A 15,124-nucleotide genomic window follows, 5' to 3' on the forward strand; every position below is an offset into this window, starting at 1 on the left:
AACTCGGGCCGGCACCGACCAGTTTGCCCCGCCGGGATCGTCGAAGACGGTGAAGGGTTCGAACGGAGGGGTGCGATGATCGATCTGAAACCGGCCGGCGAGCAGGTGGCGCTGCTGGTCGGCGCGGTACGCGACGAGCAACTGGGCACCGCGACCCCGTGCTCCGAGTACGACCTCGGGGCGGTGATCGGGCACGTCGACGAGGTGTCGCAGGGGTTCGCCCGGCTCGCCCGCAAGCGGGTCGACGCCGACGATCCGGCCGCGCCGACCCGGTTCGACGAGGGCTGGCGGCAGCGGGTGGCCGCGCACGTACGGGATCTCGGCGCGGCGTGGGACGAGCCCGGCGCCTGGCAGGGCAGTACCGACGTGGGGACCGAGCTGCCCAACGAGACCTGGGGCAGGATCGCGCTGACCGAGCTGGTCGTACACGGCTGGGACATCGCTCGCGCCGCCGGGCTGCCGTGGGAGTTGCCCGAGGCGACGCTGCGCGCCTGCCTGGCGCACGTCGAGGTGTTCGTCCCGGCCGCGCCGGTGCCGCAGCTGTGGGGGCCGCGTCAGCCGGTCGCCGACGACGCCCCGCTGATCGATCGGATCGTCGCCATCACCGGCCGCGCCCCGCAGTACGGACAGCGCGCCGCCGGCGACTGACGCGCCGGTTCAGCGAGCCGGCGACGCCTCACCGGTCAGCGGCAGCGGTGCGCGCATGGTGATGCTGACGATGCCGTACGAGAAGCCGAGGTGCTCGTTGAGACGACGCATCGCCTCGTTGCCGCGCTGGGTCCAGGTGTAGATCTCGGTGATGCCGTGCTCGGCGGCCCACGCCATGCTGGTGCGCTTCAGGGTCGCGGCGACCGACCTGCCGCGCCACTCCCGGCGTACGGCGGTGTAGCCGACCTCCGCCCGCTCCGGGCGATCGGAGTCGAGCTTCAGGCCGGCGACCCCGATCACCTCGTCCCCGGCGACGGCCACGAACATCGCGGCCGGGTCGTTGATCCAGTCCTTCTCCCACTCGGCCAGCGAAACCTGCAACGGGGTCGGATGGTCCATGTCCGGCAGGGTCGGCAGCGCGACCTGGTGGTACGCCGCGGGCCACAGCTCCGGGCGCTCGGCGACCGACACGATCTCGTACCCGGTCGGCGGCTTCGGCCACGGTTCGGCACCGATCCGCCGAACCTGCTCGACCTCCCGGTTGCGCTCCACGAAGCCGAACCGTTCGGCGAACAACCGGGAACCCTCGTCGTCGACGAAGGCGCCCGCCGTGTCGAAGCCCTGGGCAACCGCATGGGCGGCGATCACCCGTACCAGGTGGGTGCCGACCCCGCGGCGGCGGAAGTCGGGATGGACCATCGCCGTCAGCGACGCCCGCTGACCGTCGCCCGAGGGTTCCGCCAATCCGCTGCCGACCACGGCGCCGTCGATCTCGGCCAGCACGATCAGCCGGCCGGGGCGCCCGTTGTCCCGGATCTCGGCGACGGTCGGGCAGCGCTCGTAGGGCATGACCGCGATCCGCACCGCGCGCCAGGACTCGTAGTCGGCGTCGGTGCGCGCCGTCCGGATGGTGGTGGCCATGGCGTCAGCCTGCCGCAGCGCGCCGGAAAGGCAACGTCATTTCTCGGGTTCGCCCCGGCCGTACCTCGCGATGTCCGGTGATCGGGCTGGTACCGGCGTGCTTGGCCGCATCGCTCGGGTGGTTGCGGGTCGTTTCGGGCGGCTGTCACTATTTGCTCGTGGACACACCCGGGCCGCTGCTCTTCGTCGAGGAGGTGCGCCGGTTCCCGCCGTGGCACCGGCAGCAGACCCGGCCCGGGCTTGCCCTGGTGTACGAATCGGCGTCCGGCCAGCTCAGCGCGCCGGTCGGCGGCTACACCGCCGGTGAGCTGTGGTGGCGCCACCCGCGCCGGGTGTACGGGGTGGATCTGACCCGGCAGCGCCTGCAGGTCACCGCAGCCGGCGCTGGCGGCGAGCGGGTCCGGATCACCGGCGTCGCCCGGGTGCACGATCCGGTCGCGGTGGTCGCCGCCCGTTCCGTCGACGGCTGGCGCGACTGCCGCGATCACCTGACCGGCCTGGCCGAGCGCCCGCCGGACGAGCGCGGTGCGACCTGGGACTCCGGCGACGGCATCCTGGTCACCGGCATCGAGACCGTCCCCGTCCGCGACGAGAGCCCGGCCGAGGTCGAGCGGTGACGGGGAAGTTCGTGGCCTGGGCGGTCGGCGTACCCGGGCACCTGCTCGGTGGCTGGGGCGCGCCCGGCTGGGTGCGCGAGCTGGTGTGGTGGGCGCTGCTGGCGGCCGCCGGGTACGTGCTGGCCCGGCTGCTCGGTGCGCTGCTGCTGGCCGTGGTGCGCCTCGCCGGTCCGGCGCTGGTCGTGCTCGCGCGCGTGCTGATCGTGGTGGCGCAGGGGCTGCTGCTGGTGCCCGACTTCGTACTGGCGAGCCTGTTTCGCCGCGCCACCGGGCGCGCGCCGACGCTGGTCCACCGGTACGGGCAGGCGGTGCTCGCGGCGGGCGCGTGGGCCGAGCACGGCGTACGGCGGTTGCCGGCGCGGCTGGAGCGGGTGATGTGGCGTGGCCGGGTGCTGGGCTGGCTGCTGGTGATCGTCGCCCTGGTACTGGCGTGGAACGCCGCGTCCTGCGCGGCGACGCCGAGCGGCCTGGTGTGCCAGCCGGGTCTCGCCCACGTCGCCGACTGGCTCCGGCCGGCGTGACCGGTCGCCGGCGGCAGGCAGCAACGGCGATGAGTTTCCCGGCGTTGACCAGTCTGCATGGTCGTACCCGACTTCGAGGAGCTCATCATGACCGCGACCTACACGATGGACGTGTTCAGCAGCCTGGACGGCTTCGGCACCGCTACCGGCGACTGGGGCGGCTACTGGGGCAAGCAGGGCCCCGAACTGCTCGAACACCGACTCGGGCTGTACGACAACCCGCAGCGGATGGTCTTCGGCGCCAACACCTACCGCGCGTTTGCGAGCCTGCTGTCCGCCGGTACCGAGAAGTCGGTTCTCGACGAGTGGGTGACCCGGATGCGTCACATGCCGGCGACGATCGTGTCGAGCACGCTGACCGAGCCGCTCGACTGGCCGGACGCGACGGTGGTGTCCGGTGACGCCGTCGAGGTCGTCGGCCGGCTCAAGCAGGAGTCGGCGGTACCGCTGCGCTCGCACGGCAGCCTGTCGATGAACCGTGCGCTGATGGCCGCCGGCCTGGTCGACCGGGTTCAGGTGACCGTGTTCCCGGTGATCACCGGGCAGACCGGAACCGGACCGATCTTCGCCGGCGCCGCCGACTTCGACCTCGAACTGCTCGACGCCCGCACGCTCGACGGCAACATCCAGGAGCTGACCTACCGGCCCACCCTCCATCCGACACCGAACTGATGCTCGGAGGCCCGGCCGCGCCGCATCGGCCGCCAGCCCCCGGTGTTCGTCTCCGACTCGGCACCCCGCCCGCCGGGGCTACACTCGGCGCTCGATGCGGCACCATGAGGACACCCTGGACGCGTACGTCCGGCGGGTGCGGGCTGACGCCGACGCGATCGCGGTCATCGTCGTGGGTTCGGTTGCTCGCGGAACCGAACGAGCCGACTCGGACGTCGACGTGTATCTGGTCGTCCCGAGGACGTGTTCGCCTCGGCGGTCGCCACGCACCGGGTGATCTTCGTCGAACGCTCCGACGCGACGTACCCGGGCGGCTACGTCGACGTCAAGCTCGCCACCATCGCGTTCCTGGAGGCGGCCGCCGAACGTGGCGACGATCCCGTTCGCGCCTCCTTCGAGGGAGCCCGGGTGGTTTGGGCCCGCGATGGCTACGACATCGTCGGGCGGGTCGCCGCGATTCCCGCGCTTCCACCGACCGTCTGGGAGGATCGCGCCGCCTCGTTCATCTCCCAGGTTCGGCTGTACGCGACCGACTTCCTGCCGGAAGCCGTCGCGTCGGGCAACACGTTCATGCTGCATCACGCCGCCGTACACGCGGTCGCCGCCGGCGGGCGGGCCCTGCTTGCGTTGAACCGCCGGCTGTTTCGCGGGCCGAAGTACCTCGACGCCGCGCTCGCCGGCCTGGAGCGCCTCCCGGACGGATACGCGGAGCTCGCCTGGCGACTCGTTGCCAGCCCCAGCCGGCAGAGTGCCGATGCGTACGTGCAGGCGTTGGAAGCCTTCCACCCGTGGCCGGTGGACCGGGCGGCGAGCGACTCGATGTTCATCCGGGACAACGAACTCGCCTGGTACACCCGGATACTCCCGCCCGAGGCGCGCTGACCAGCGACCGCCGCGCCTCGGGCCAGGGCCACCGCGGGCAGCGGCGGTCGACTCCCGATGCGTCCGACACGTCCCGGTAGCCAACGTCGGCCCCCGCCACGGCCGCGCGGAGCTCAGCCGTCGTGTTCCCATTCCAGCCGGACCACCAGGCTCGCCTCGCCGCTGGCCTCGGCCAGCACGCTGGTCAGCTTGCCGGACTTGATGGCGAACTTGAGGCCGAACTCGACGCCGACCTTCTGCGGCCGGCGGGGCAGGCCGTCGTGCACCGTGCGGTAGACCCAGCTGCCGATGCGATGGATCGACTCGGTGGCGTCGGCGAGGTCGAGCCGGTTGAACGCGGTCGCGTCGCCGCCGGCATCCGCCACCCGGATCTCGGCCTCGATGGTCTCGCCCGGCCCGACGTTGACCTGCTCGATCCGTGACTGCATCAAAGATTCCCCTCGTCGTGGCGCCCGTCGGTCCGCTCGTCGTGGCCCGCACCGAGCCGCTCGTCGGCGCGCGTCCGGTGGTCATGCCGCGCCCGGACCAGCCCGTCGCGCCGGGTCCGGACCCGCTCGTCGCGCCGAGTCCGGTCGTCGCGCCGCGCGCCGATCCGGTCGTCCAGGACACGCAGCGCCCGGGCCGTCCGGGGCCGCGGTACGGCGGGATCGGCGAGCAGCCGGGCCGCCGCAGCGCGAAAGCCCCACGCCAGCGTAGCGTCGCCCGCCAGCACCGCCGCCGCGTCCCGGGCGGCGGCGGCGTCCATCGAGACCAGCGTCGCCAACCCGTCCGCGCGCAGCCCGGGATCGGCGGCCGGGTCGGTGATCCAGCCCAGCAGCCGGTCGCGCGCGGCCGCCGGGGCGAACCGGCCCAGGTGCCACAGCGCCTCGGCGCGCTGCACCCCGGGCAGCCGCGGGTCGTGCGCGAGCCGCAGCAGCAACTCGGCCGCCAGCTCGTCGAGACGAAGGTTGGCCAGCATCCGCGCCGCGCCGAAACGCTCCAACACCGTGTACGTCGGGTCGCCGGCCAGGATCCGCACGGCGCGGCGCGCGCTGCCCGGCGCACTCGGGCGGACGTGGGCGATCGCGGCTGCGGCCCGCAGCGCCACCAGCCGCGGCGCGGCGCGGTCGGGCTGGGAGTAGCGCAGCGGCTCGGTGACCGGGGACGGATCCGGCTGCTCGATCGGCGTCTGCACCAGGGCCTCGAACAGGTCCAGCGCCTCGACCCGCTCGACGAGCGCGCGGGTGGGCTCGACGATGCGAGACAGGACGGCGGCGTCGAGCCTCCCGGCCTCCGGCGTGTCAGGGTCGAGCCCGGCGCCCTCCGGGCCGAACGGGGCCGGCGGACCGAGCTCGGCGAGCAGCACGGCGGCGCGCATCCACACGGCACCGTCGTCGCCGCGCGCCACGATCTGGCCGAGCCGAAAGGCCGCGTACCGCCGGTCCCGGTCGGTGCCGACCGCCGCGAGCGTCCGCATCGCCCACAGCCGACCCTCCGCCGCCCGTCGCCGGTACGCGATGTCGCGCAGCAACTGCCGCGCCGGCTCGCTGTCCCGCTGCTCGACCAACGTGCGAGCGGCCTCGATGCGGATGATCAGAGCGGTCCGCGGGTCGCGCATCACCGCCTCCAGGCACCAGCCGCCGTCCCCGCGTACCAGCAGCACCCGCAGCTGGTCACGCAACCGGGCCAGCGACACCTCGTCGTCGAGCCGGCGGATCCGCCGCAGGTTCGGGCGTACCAGTTCCAGCAGCTCGCGCCGATCGGCGTCGGGAAGGGCGATCCCGTCGCGCAGTACCGCGCAGAAGTTGCCGACGGCGGCCCAGGCGCCGACCGTACTGCCGCCGCCGACCAGCTCGACCGCAGCCAGCGCGATCCGCCGCACCCGCGACTGGTCGCCGTCGCGCAGCGCCAGCCGGGTCCGGCGACCCAGTAGCAGCCGGCGCAGCAGCGGCACCGGGTCGTTGCCCAGCTGGATCCACCGGGCCAGGCCGAACAGGTCCCGGCTGCCCGGCCCGAGCGCGTCGATGTCGGCCAGCCACGCCGACGGGTCGAAATGCCGGGCGGCGTGCCCGGCGGCGAGGTACTCCGCGAAGCTCTGGTGGCTGAACCCCAGCCCGTCGCGCTGCGCAACCAGCAGCCCGCTGCCCAGCAGCAGCTCGCGCAGCAGCACCGCCAGCGGCACCCCGGCCGGCACCTCTGTCGCCTCGCGTACCCAGGCCTGCGCGGCCTCGATCGTCGGTGCCTCGGCCCGCGCCAAAAAGCGATGCGCCAGGTGCTCCAGGCAGGCCTCGGTGTGGTCGAACAGCCAGTCGGCGAACGACTCCGCGGCCGGGCCGAACGGCCGCAGCGTGCGGCGCAACTCGTCGCGGGTGCTCAGCCGTACCCGCCGGGTGTACAGCAGCGCCTGCACCGTCTCCCGGTACAGGCTGGTGCGGTCGGCCGGCAGCGACGCCGCCGGATCCCGCTCGTACACGATGGCCGCGATCGTCGCCAGCAGCGGCACCTGGACCAGCGAGAACAGCCGGGCCCGGCGCACCTCGGCGAGGAACCCGGCGCTGAGCGCCTCGGCACGATCCGGTGTGCGCCAGGCGAACCAGTGCCGGGAGAAGGCGGCAAGGCCGGCCGGGTCGAACGGGTCGAGCAGGTACTCGCCGTAGCGGTCCGCGGTGCCGGTGGCCACCCCGTCGGCGAGCGCGTCCAGCTCGCCGTCCGGCAACACCCGGCTGGTGATCAGGAACCGGGCGTCGGTGGCGAACTCCGCCAGCCGGTCGTGCAGCACCGCGAGCAGCCGGGAACGTTCCGCCGCGTCGAGCACCTCGTCGACGCCGTCGATCAGGTACAGCCAGCTCGCGCCCGGCGCCGGTGGCGCCTCGAACAGGGCCGGCTCGATCGCGCTGTCCAGGTGCATGCCCAGATCGGCGGTCGCCGCCCGCGACACCGCGACCGGAAACGGCGCCCGGGTGCGTACCAGCCCCGCGGCCGACAACCGCACCGCAACGACCGGGCCGGCCGCCGGCGCGTCCGCCCGGTCGGCGTCGGGGTCCGCGGCGAGCCACCACGCCGCGGTGTCGACCGCCAGGTGCTGCACCAGCGTCGACTTGCCGCTGCCCGGCCCACCCAACACCAGCACGTTGCGGTTGCGGCGCAACACATCGGTGACCGGAGCGGGGTGAGCGTCCTCGTCGGTACGTCGGGTGTGCTGGCGCACGTACACCGACGACAGCGGCGGCGGCCGGTCGTCGAGCCCGTACGGCAGGCGGTCGACGACCCGGTGCTGCGCGGCGAGCAGCTGGTACAGCGGGGTGCCCGGATCGGGCCGCAAAAGCGACACCGCCGGCGCCGTGGTGCGAAGCAGTTCCGGATGCTCGTCGAACAGGTCCTGCACCGCGGCGGTGCGGATCAGCCAGCCGCCGCGCGGCGTCGCGTAGTCACGCGACCCCTTCACCACCCCGTACACCTGACCGGTCGCCGGGTCGAGCACCGGGCCGCCGCTCATGCCGCGGTGGATCTCGGCATTGGTGACGTTGAGGTACCGGGCGCCGCTGCGGCCGGCGACCCACAGCTCGACGCCCTCCAACCCGACGCCGGGATCCGGTGTCGCCGTGGTGAACCCGTACGCGGTCAGCCGCCGCGGCACCTTGGCACCCGGCTGCGCCAGCCACGGCACCGGATGGTCGATCGCGGTGCCGATCCGGATCACGGCGAGGTCCGGGAACCCGTAGAACGAGCCGGCGCCGAACTCGGCCGGCGCGCGCACCACCACCTCGCCGGGCAGCTCGTGCTCCTCCCAGCGCAGCGTCACCCGGTCCGGCTGCTGCCACACCACGTGCGCGCAGGTCAGTACCAGCCCGTCGGCGGCGAAGAAGCCGCTGCCCAGGTGCGTCCCGCCGGACCACACCTGCACTGTCGACCGGCGCCCCATTTCCAGCGCCACCCCGGACCGCACCGCCATGCCCGCAGCCTACGAGCCCGGGGCGAGCCGTACGCCCGGCTAGGGTCCGTTTCGGAGTCCCGGGTGCCGGCTGCGGCGGCCCCGAAACAGCCCCTAGACGGTGGCGAGGAAACCGCGCACCGCTGCGGCGAAAGCCTCCGGGGCGTTGGTGTACACGAAGTGGTCGGCGTTCAGCCCGACCGCGCGGGTGTTGGCCCGGCGCTCGACCATCGCGCGCACCTGCTCGGTCGCGATGACCCCGTCGGTGCCGTGGACGAGCAGCGCCGGGCAGCTGGTGGCGGTCCAGTCGGCCCAGTGGTCACCGTGCACCTGCTCCTCGGAGTCGTACATGTCCTGCGGGTGGAACGGCAGCCGCCAGCTGCCGTCGGCGTCCTCCCGAAGCCGGTCGGCGAAGTACGACGCCGCCGGGCCCAGGCCCGTGACCAGCGCCTCGCGGCTGGGTGCCCGGTAGGGCAGGTTCAGCAGGAAGCCCAACGGGTTGGCCCCCTCGAGACCGAGCGCCGCCGGCCCCTCGGCGTCGACCAGCGCGTCGACCCGCTCCGGGCGGCGGGCGGCGAACTGGTAGGCGTTGATCGCGCCGAGCGAGTGACCGAGCAGTACGATCCGCTCCAGTGCCAGGTGGTCCAGCAGCGCCTTTAGGTCGCCGAGGTAGCCCTCTCGCGAGTAGTCCGCCGCGCGGTCGGACTCGCCGTGGCCGCGCTGGTCGGGCGCGATCAGCCGCCACTGCGGTCGCAGCGCCTCGGCGAGGGCCGTGAACGTCGCCGCCTCGGACAGGTGGCCGTGCAGTGCCACCAGCGGTCGGCCGGGACCGCCGAAGTCGAGGTAGGACAGCCGGCGCCCGTCGACGACGAACTCGGCGCGGGTCGCGGTGTTGGTACGAACGGTCTCGCTCACGGTCGCTCCCTGGCTCCGGCTTGCTGTCGAGAAGGACCGTAACAGGGACTTGCTCGACCGTGCAACACGATCGCGCAACTCGATCGTGCAAGCTCGCGGGTGCCGGCGTGAGCCGCAACCATGCTCGGAGGGGCTCCGGACGGCTTGGCCGATTCGCCGAGCCGTCCGGACGAGGCGCTTCCGTCAGAGTTCCGCAGCCTTCGCCAGGTGGCCCGTCTCGGAGCCATTGGTACTGCGGGATCGCCGCAGGATGCCGATGGCGAGCGCCGCGATGGCAGCGGCGGCGGCAGCGGCGAGCAGCCGCTCGAACAGGCCGCTCAGGCTGGGGGCCAGGACGTCGGCGGCACCGAGCGCGAGGAACAGGATCCCCGTCCCGCGGGCCGGCCAGGCCCAGGACTGCCAGCCGGGAACGCGCCGCATGGCGTGGGCGAGGAAGAAGCCGGCGAGCACGAGCACCAGCAGCCCGATCGAGGTCATGGTGTTGTCCAGCGTTCCGCCGGAGTTCGAGATCATCCGGGTGGTGGTGCACCCCGGGTCGGCCATCCGGCAGGCCACTCGTTCGAAGGGGGTCAGCAGGTCGCCGAGGCCGGCGACGGACAGGGTGAGCAGGATCGAGCCCACCGTCGCGGCCCAGCCCCCGAGCGCAGCGCGGGCCAGACGGAGCGGAGCGTGAACACGATGGTCGCGGCCCCGCAGAGCGTGATCACGATCAGCAGGAACAGCGGGTGCGGCGCGGTGACCGCGTACATTTCGCTGATCGAATGTGCCAGGACTCGGTAGCGCGGGCCCTGCCACGAAGCGGCGACGAGCCAGCTGGCCACGAAGATCACCTGGGCCGTGAGGCCCACCTGCGCCCAGCGCCGGATGCTGGCCCATCGCTTGGGCGGGCCGTGCACCGGCCTGAGCGCGTCGGATTGTCCAGTGGCCATGGTCTCGTCCTTCCGTCCTGCCTGTGGCGCCGCGCCGGATGTGGCGAGGCTTCGGGAGATGTCGTTGACTCTTCGGCTAGCGGGTGGCGGTGGCCAGCGCCGCGCGGATGGCGCCCTCGCCGGCCGGTTGGCCGTTCTCGTTCGAGTAAGGGCCGTACGGCGTTCCCCACACGGGCGTGCCCGTCTCCTGCCGCCAGCTGTCGGCCAGCGATCCCGCGTCCACCACGCCGTACCCGATGGAGTCGATGAATGCGGTCACCGCTGCCTTCGCCGGCGCGGAGTCACCGGCGATCGGCAGAAACGAGCGGTCGGCGGCCCCGGCCGGGCGGGGGAGTGCCAGCAGGTGCCGGAAGAAGATGTTGTTGAACGCCTTGACGATCAGGGCGTCCGGGACGTACCGCGAGAGCAGCTCGCTCGACGTGCGGGAGTTGTCGTCGAGTTCGGGGATGTGCCCGTCACGCTCGGGGCCGTAGTTGCAGGTGTCGATGACGGTCTTTCCGGCCAGCGGCACGGCGGGCAGGTGGGGAAAGGCGTTGAGCGGTACCGCGACCACGACGAGGTCACCGGCCGCCGCGGCCTCCTCGCTCGTCGCCGCGGACGCCCGCGGCCCCAGCTCCTCGACCGTGTCCGCGAGTGTCTCCGGGCCACGCGAGTTGCTGAGCACCACCCGGTGCCCGGCCCCGACCGCGAGGCGGGCAAGGGTCCTGCCGATGTTTCCGCTTCCGATGAATCCCACCGTCGTCACGGTCTTCACGCCCTTCGAAATAACCGAACCTGTCGGTTGTCGCGCTCCCGCCGTCAGCCGGCGGGGAAGTAGTTTCCGTTGTCCAGATCGGCGAGCAGGCCGGGCTGGGCGGGTTCCCAGCCGAGGATCCGGCGGGTGAGGAGGTTGGACGCAGGGTAGCTCTGCGTCACGATGTTCGTGAGGAACCCGAAGTACCCGGGCGTCATCAGCTCATCGTTGGGGACGCTCACGGCGGGCAGGCCCAGGCGGCTCGCGATGGCCTCGGCGATGTCGCGGAACCTGATGCCCCCGTCCTCGACCGCGTGCCAGTACCTGCCGGCCGGCCCCTTCTCGAGGGCCAGCCGGAACAGGATGGCGGCATCGTGGACGTGCACGGCGTTCCACAGGTTCGCGCCGTCGCCGGGATAGCCGACGAACCCCTTGTCCTTCGCGAGCGCGATCAGCATGGGCAGGAAGCCGGCGCGATCGCTCGTGCCGTGCGCGATGTTGGCGAGCCGTACGACCGAGGACCGCACCCCCTGCCCGGCGAGGTCGACGACGGCGCTCTCCACGACGTTGCGGGCCCGCAGGGTGCCCCGGTGCTCCTCGCCGGCGGGCAGAGCCGGGTCGTCCTCGGTGACCGGCCGCCCCAGGTTCCCGGGCGAGCCGATGCTTCCCGCCGCGACCAGTGGCTTCCCGGTTCCCGCGAGCGCCGCACCGTACGCGTGCATGATCGGGAGCTCTGCGGCGGCCACGGCGTCCATCCCGCCGGAGGGCAGCAGGTCCTGCCGGTGGCCGACGTGGACGACGCCGTCGGAGTCCGCGGCTGCCTGCTTGAGCCCGTCGAGATCCTGAAGGTCGCCGCGGTGCACCTTCGCGCCGAGGGCGGACAGGGCCGCCGCGGACGCGTCCGACCGGGCCAGACCGGTGACCTCGTGCCCGGCGGCGATGAGTTCGGGGATGATGTACGAACCGGAATGGCCGGTCCCCCCAGCGACGAATACGCGCATCTGACTGTCCTTGTGAGGGTAGGTGCAGGGGGTTTTCTCGCGCCGGAGAAAGGCGTCCGGCGCGAGAAAAAGTGGCGGAGACGAGCTCAGTCGAGAACGGTGAGACCGAGCGAGAAATTGGTGTGCTTGACGGAGTGGGTCATCAGCCCCAACTCCAGCAGACCGACGTTTTCCAGTGCCCGCGCCATGAACAGCTCTCCGATGTCCCAGGGGCGTAGCCCCAGGCTTTCGACGAACGCGGACAGGCGTGCTTTGGCCTGCTCGTCGTCGCCGGCGATGAAGATGTCCAGCGGGCGGTCCTCGGCCGGGCCGGCCGCCAGGATGTGGGAGAACACGGTGTTGAACGCCTTGACGACGGGTGCGTCGCCGGGAGCCGCCTTGGCGAGTTCCTGAGCGCCGGAACTGTTGTCGGGCACCACGAAGCCCTGCAGATCGGGGGTTACGGGGTTGGTGATGTCGACGATGACCTTGCCGCTCAGCGCGTTCCCGTACTGCCGCACCACCGCCGCCGCTACGGCGTACGGCATCGCGAGAATGACGATGTCCCCCGTCGGGGCGGCGCCGGGAGTGCCGACCGAGGCGCCGCCGAGCGTGGCGGCCAGTTCCTTGGCCTTGACCTGGTCGCGGCCGATGATCTCGACGGCGTGCCCGCCGGCGAGTGCCCGGCCGGCCAGGGCGCGAGCCATGTTTCCCAGTCCGATGATACTGATGGCGGTCATGGGCGTTCCTTGCTTTCCGGGCTTTGGCCCCGCAGTCAATTCGGCGTCGAATTCTCGTGTCGCATTCACGTCGACGTCTTGAGTGTTCGGATTCGATGCTGCCATCGAATCCGAACAGCGTCCAAGACCTGTTGAAGCGGTGGTGATACCCTGGGGACATCACCGGATTTAGGGGTCCCGTGGATCTGGATCTGCGCAAGCTGCGCTACTTCGTGACCGTGGCCGACCGGCTGCACTTCGGCCGCGCCGCCGAAGAGCTGCACATCGCCCAACCGGTGCTGAGTCGACAGATCCGCGCGCTCGAGCACGATCTCGGGGTCTCGCTGTTCAGCAGGGACCGCCGCGGGGTCGAGCTGACAGCTGCGGGAAGGCAACTGCTGGCCGACGCCGGTCCGCTGCTCGCGTCCACCCACGCGGTCCGCCGCCGGGTTTCCGCGGCCGAGACCGGCACGCGACGGCTGATGGTCGGTTTCCGGGCCGGTATTCCGGTCATTCCGGCGACCCGTGCCTTCGAGAAGCAGCACCCGGACGTGCTCGTGGACGTGCGGCGGATCGAAGGCGACGACCAGGCGGCGATGCTGCTCGACGGCCGCATCGACATCGGCTACGTGCGGCTGCCCATCGACGAGGCCGGCCTGCGCATCATCCCGCTGTACGCCGAGCCGCGGATGGCAGTGCTGCCCGCTGGGCACCGGTTCGCCGGCAAGGACGAGATCACCGAGGCCGACCTGGCCGGCGAATCGCTGATCTGGCACGGAGACCAGGGCACGCAGCCCACCAAGCTGCCGTTCCGCAACGCCGGGTACCCGGTGCGCGGGGTGGACGAGACGCTCGAGCATGTCGCGGCCGGGCGGGGCATCTCCTTCCTGGCTCGCTCGGCGTCGGTGTTCTACTCGCATCCCGACGTCGTCTACGTGCCCGTTCCGGAACTGGCACCCGACCAGGTGTGCCTCGCGGTGACGGCATCGCAGGCCTCGCCGGTGGTGCGTGACTTCGTCGCTGCGGCCCGGTCGGTGGCCGGGATCACGTCGGAGTGCGGGAACTACGAGATGTGGCAGCTCGGCGGCGAGGCCGCCGCTACGCCTGAGTAGCCGGTACGCCTGTGCGGTCCGCCCGCTGCGTGACGGGCCGCCTCGATGGGGCGTCGTCAGCTGGACACTGCCTCCCGTGGACGGTCGACGCCGACCGTGGCGGGGATGGCGTTGTCGATGAGGACCGCGGCGATGGCGGCTGCCTCGGGGAAGGCGTCGGCGTTGAGCACCCGGGTACGGGCCGCGGCGCCGTCGATGAGCAGCGCGAGCTGCTCGCCGAGCCGTTCGGGGTCGGTGGCGCCGGCCTCGCGGGCGGTGTCGGTGAGCCGCGCGGCGACGGCCATCTTGTACTCGCGTGCGTACCGGGACCCGGGGTGCTCGGGGTCGTGTAGCTCGACGGCGGCGGCGATGAACGGGCACAGCGGGGCGTTGGGCGGCACGTCGAAGGCGGCGAGCAGCCGTTCCCGCGGCGTGAGGTCGGTGCGGTCGAACACGCTGGACAGCACCGAGGGGTCGAACCGGCGCAGGTACTCGGCGACGAGCTCGTCCTTGCCGGTGAAGTGCTGGTAGGCCGTGCGCTTGGACACCTGGGCCGCGGCGCACAGCTGGTCCATGCCGGTGCGGTTGATGCCCTGCTGGCGAAACAGCTGCTGGGACGCGCTGAGGATGCGCTCGCGGGCGCCCCGCCCGCGGCGACGGCCCGTGGGGCCCTTCTCCAACTCCGTCATGCGCTCAGCCTACCTCACTTGAAAACCGATCGGTGTACATAGTTGCGGTCGGGCCGACCGCCCCGTACGGTAGGCACACAGATCGGTGTACATAACATCGACGCCCAGGTGCGCACGAAGGCACCGACTCGAGGGAGCGACTCATGGGAAAGCTCGACGGCAAGGTTGCGGTCATCACCGGCGGCACGACCGGCCTGGCCCTGGCCGGCGCGAAGCTGTTCGTCGACGAGGGCGCGTACGTGTTCCTCACCGGCCGCCGCCAGGAGGCCCTGGATGTGGCGGTGAAGGAGATCGGCCGCAACGTCACCGGAATCCAGGGCGACGCCGCCAACCTGGCCGACCTGGACCGCCTGTACGAGACCGTCAGGCGGGAGAAGGGCAGCATCGACGTGCTGTGGGCCAGCGCCGGTGGCGGCGAACCGGCCCCGCTCGGCGAGATCACCGAGGCCCAGTTCGACACCTGGTTCGGGCTCAACGCCCGCGGCACGCTGTTCACCGTCCAGAAGGCGCTGCCGCTGTTCAACGACGGCGGCTCGATCTTCATGACCGGCTCCAACGCCTCGCTCAGCGCCTTCCCCGGCTGGAGCGTCTACGCCGGCAGCAAGGCCGTCCAACAGGCGTGGGCCCGCGTCTGGCTCAACGAGCTCAAGGACCGCCGCATCCGCGTCAACGTCCTGACCCCCGGCCAGGTCGCCACCGCCAAGCAGGAAGAGCTCTTCGACGAGGCCACCAAGCGCCAGTTCGAGTCCCTGATCCCCCGCGGGCAGATGGGCAGCCCGGACGAGATCGCCGCCGTCGCGCTCTTCCTCGCCTCCGACGACTCCAGCTACGTCAACGGCGTGGAGCTGGTCGCCGACGGCGGCACCATCGCCGTCTGATCCCAACAACCACTTCAAG

General features: G+C 72.2%; 18 protein-coding genes. 8 read left to right on the forward strand and 10 right to left on the reverse strand.

What is annotated here, in order from left to right:
* Positions 1-75: 75 nt before the first annotated feature.
* Positions 76-648 carry a TIGR03086 family metal-binding protein gene (locus Asera_RS14175; RefSeq protein WP_030448565.1) on the forward strand — a complete coding sequence of 191 codons (573 nt, stop codon included), beginning with the start codon at positions 76-78 and terminating at the stop codon, positions 646-648.
* A 9-nt stretch (positions 649-657) separates the two neighbouring features.
* Here the strand turns inward: Asera_RS14175 and Asera_RS14180 are convergent, their stop codons facing one another.
* Entirely contained in the window at positions 658-1,569 is a 912-nt protein-coding gene (locus tag Asera_RS14180; RefSeq protein ID WP_030448564.1) for a GNAT family N-acetyltransferase, read from the reverse strand.
* Positions 1,570-1,727: 158 nt separating this feature from the next.
* On the opposite strand from Asera_RS14180, the gene Asera_RS14185 reads away from it, so the two are divergent.
* The 5 genes from Asera_RS14185 to Asera_RS14205 all read left to right on the forward strand — a co-directional run bounded on the left by Asera_RS14185 (position 1,728) and on the right by Asera_RS14205 (position 4,261).
* On the forward strand, positions 1,728-2,186 hold the full coding sequence (locus tag Asera_RS14185) for a hypothetical protein (protein WP_030448563.1): 459 nt from the start codon (positions 1,728-1,730) through the stop codon (positions 2,184-2,186).
* Positions 2,183-2,707, forward strand: a complete 525-nt coding sequence (locus Asera_RS14190) for a hypothetical protein (protein WP_030448562.1) — start codon at positions 2,183-2,185, stop codon at positions 2,705-2,707. The genes Asera_RS14185 and Asera_RS14190 overlap by 4 nt, the downstream gene beginning before the upstream one ends.
* A gap of 57 nt (positions 2,708-2,764) precedes the next feature.
* Positions 2,765-3,379: a dihydrofolate reductase family protein gene (locus Asera_RS14195; RefSeq protein ID WP_244843875.1), complete on the forward strand. Its 615-nt coding sequence runs from the start codon at positions 2,765-2,767 to the stop codon at positions 3,377-3,379.
* A gap of 94 nt (positions 3,380-3,473) precedes the next feature.
* Positions 3,474-3,656, forward strand: coding sequence for a nucleotidyltransferase domain-containing protein (locus Asera_RS33945; protein WP_212804587.1), 183 nt, complete (start codon positions 3,474-3,476; stop codon positions 3,654-3,656).
* Positions 3,623-4,261 (forward strand): hypothetical protein, encoded by a 639-nt coding sequence (locus Asera_RS14205; RefSeq protein ID WP_212804589.1) that lies wholly within the window; start codon positions 3,623-3,625, stop codon positions 4,259-4,261. Before Asera_RS33945 ends, Asera_RS14205 begins: the two co-directional genes overlap by 34 nt.
* 113 nt (positions 4,262-4,374) lie before the next feature.
* Here the strand turns inward: Asera_RS14205 and Asera_RS14210 are convergent, their stop codons facing one another.
* The 8 genes from Asera_RS14210 to Asera_RS14245 form a co-directional block, all read right to left on the reverse strand.
* A complete protein-coding gene (locus tag Asera_RS14210; RefSeq protein ID WP_035297999.1) occupies positions 4,375-4,689 on the reverse strand; it encodes a CU044_2847 family protein in 315 nt (104 codons plus the stop codon).
* A complete protein-coding gene (locus tag Asera_RS14215; protein WP_030448558.1) occupies positions 4,689-8,192 on the reverse strand; it encodes a serine protease in 3,504 nt (1,167 codons plus the stop codon). The genes Asera_RS14210 and Asera_RS14215 overlap by 1 nt, the downstream gene beginning before the upstream one ends.
* Positions 8,193-8,285: 93 nt before the next feature.
* Positions 8,286-9,086 carry an alpha/beta fold hydrolase gene (locus Asera_RS14220; protein ID WP_030448557.1) on the reverse strand — a complete coding sequence of 267 codons (801 nt, stop codon included), beginning with the start codon at positions 9,084-9,086 and terminating at the stop codon, positions 8,286-8,288.
* Between the two features lie 183 nt (positions 9,087-9,269).
* Positions 9,270-9,707, reverse strand: a complete 438-nt coding sequence (locus tag Asera_RS14225; RefSeq protein ID WP_212804591.1) for a hypothetical protein — start codon at positions 9,705-9,707, stop codon at positions 9,270-9,272.
* The gene (locus tag Asera_RS14230; protein ID WP_212804593.1) at positions 9,656-10,015 is read right to left on the reverse strand and encodes a hypothetical protein; all 360 of its coding nucleotides are present in this window, start codon (positions 10,013-10,015) and stop codon (positions 9,656-9,658) included. Before Asera_RS14230 ends, Asera_RS14225 begins: the two co-directional genes overlap by 52 nt.
* 76 nt (positions 10,016-10,091) lie before the next feature.
* A complete protein-coding gene (locus tag Asera_RS14235) occupies positions 10,092-10,751 on the reverse strand; it encodes an NAD(P)-binding domain-containing protein (protein ID WP_030448555.1) in 660 nt (219 codons plus the stop codon).
* Between the two features lie 62 nt (positions 10,752-10,813).
* The gene (locus Asera_RS14240; RefSeq protein ID WP_030448554.1) at positions 10,814-11,749 is read right to left on the reverse strand and encodes an SDR family oxidoreductase; all 936 of its coding nucleotides are present in this window, start codon (positions 11,747-11,749) and stop codon (positions 10,814-10,816) included.
* 86 nt (positions 11,750-11,835) lie between these two features.
* The gene (locus Asera_RS14245; protein ID WP_030448553.1) at positions 11,836-12,468 is read right to left on the reverse strand and encodes an NADPH-dependent F420 reductase; all 633 of its coding nucleotides are present in this window, start codon (positions 12,466-12,468) and stop codon (positions 11,836-11,838) included.
* Positions 12,469-12,647: 179 nt separating this feature from the next.
* On the opposite strand from Asera_RS14245, the gene Asera_RS14250 reads away from it, so the two are divergent.
* A complete protein-coding gene (locus Asera_RS14250; protein ID WP_030448552.1) occupies positions 12,648-13,559 on the forward strand; it encodes a LysR family transcriptional regulator in 912 nt (303 codons plus the stop codon).
* A gap of 56 nt (positions 13,560-13,615) precedes the next feature.
* Here the strand turns inward: Asera_RS14250 and Asera_RS14255 are convergent, their stop codons facing one another.
* Positions 13,616-14,227 carry a TetR/AcrR family transcriptional regulator gene (locus Asera_RS14255; RefSeq protein WP_030448551.1) on the reverse strand — a complete coding sequence of 204 codons (612 nt, stop codon included), beginning with the start codon at positions 14,225-14,227 and terminating at the stop codon, positions 13,616-13,618.
* Between the two features lie 143 nt (positions 14,228-14,370).
* Here Asera_RS14255 and Asera_RS14260 point away from each other — a divergent pair, with 143 nt between their 5' ends.
* Positions 14,371-15,105, forward strand: a complete 735-nt coding sequence (locus tag Asera_RS14260; RefSeq protein ID WP_030448550.1) for an SDR family NAD(P)-dependent oxidoreductase — start codon at positions 14,371-14,373, stop codon at positions 15,103-15,105.
* The last annotated feature ends 19 nt before the right edge of the window (positions 15,106-15,124 follow it).

Source organism: Actinocatenispora sera (genome assembly GCF_018324685.1).
Classification (GTDB): Bacteria; Actinomycetota; Actinomycetes; order Mycobacteriales; family Micromonosporaceae; genus Actinocatenispora; species Actinocatenispora sera.

What these genes read in the sequence shown, in the direction of transcription:
- Asera_RS14175 (WP_030448565.1), top strand. Translation starts at nt 76, where the DNA reads ATGATCGATCTGAAACCGGCCGGCGAGCAGGTGGCGCTGCTGGTCGGC.
- Asera_RS14180 (WP_030448564.1), bottom strand. Translation starts at nt 1,569, where the DNA reads ATGGCCACCACCATCCGGACGGCGCGCACCGACGCCGACTACGAGTCC.
- Asera_RS14195 (WP_244843875.1), top strand. Translation starts at nt 2,765, where the DNA reads ATGGTCGTACCCGACTTCGAGGAGCTCATCATGACCGCGACCTACACG.
- Asera_RS33945 (WP_212804587.1), top strand. Translation starts at nt 3,474, where the DNA reads ATGCGGCACCATGAGGACACCCTGGACGCGTACGTCCGGCGGGTGCGG.
- Asera_RS14210 (WP_035297999.1), bottom strand. Translation starts at nt 4,689, where the DNA reads ATGCAGTCACGGATCGAGCAGGTCAACGTCGGGCCGGGCGAGACCATC.
- Asera_RS14215 (WP_030448558.1), bottom strand. Translation starts at nt 8,192, where the DNA reads ATGGCGGTGCGGTCCGGGGTGGCGCTGGAAATGGGGCGCCGGTCGACA.
- Asera_RS14230 (WP_212804593.1), bottom strand. Translation starts at nt 10,015, where the DNA reads ATGGCCACTGGACAATCCGACGCGCTCAGGCCGGTGCACGGCCCGCCC.
- Asera_RS14240 (WP_030448554.1), bottom strand. Translation starts at nt 11,749, where the DNA reads ATGCGCGTATTCGTCGCTGGGGGGACCGGCCATTCCGGTTCGTACATC.
- Asera_RS14245 (WP_030448553.1), bottom strand. Translation starts at nt 12,468, where the DNA reads ATGACCGCCATCAGTATCATCGGACTGGGAAACATGGCTCGCGCCCTG.
- Asera_RS14255 (WP_030448551.1), bottom strand. Translation starts at nt 14,227, where the DNA reads ATGACGGAGTTGGAGAAGGGCCCCACGGGCCGTCGCCGCGGGCGGGGC.
- Asera_RS14260 (WP_030448550.1), top strand. Translation starts at nt 14,371, where the DNA reads ATGGGAAAGCTCGACGGCAAGGTTGCGGTCATCACCGGCGGCACGACC.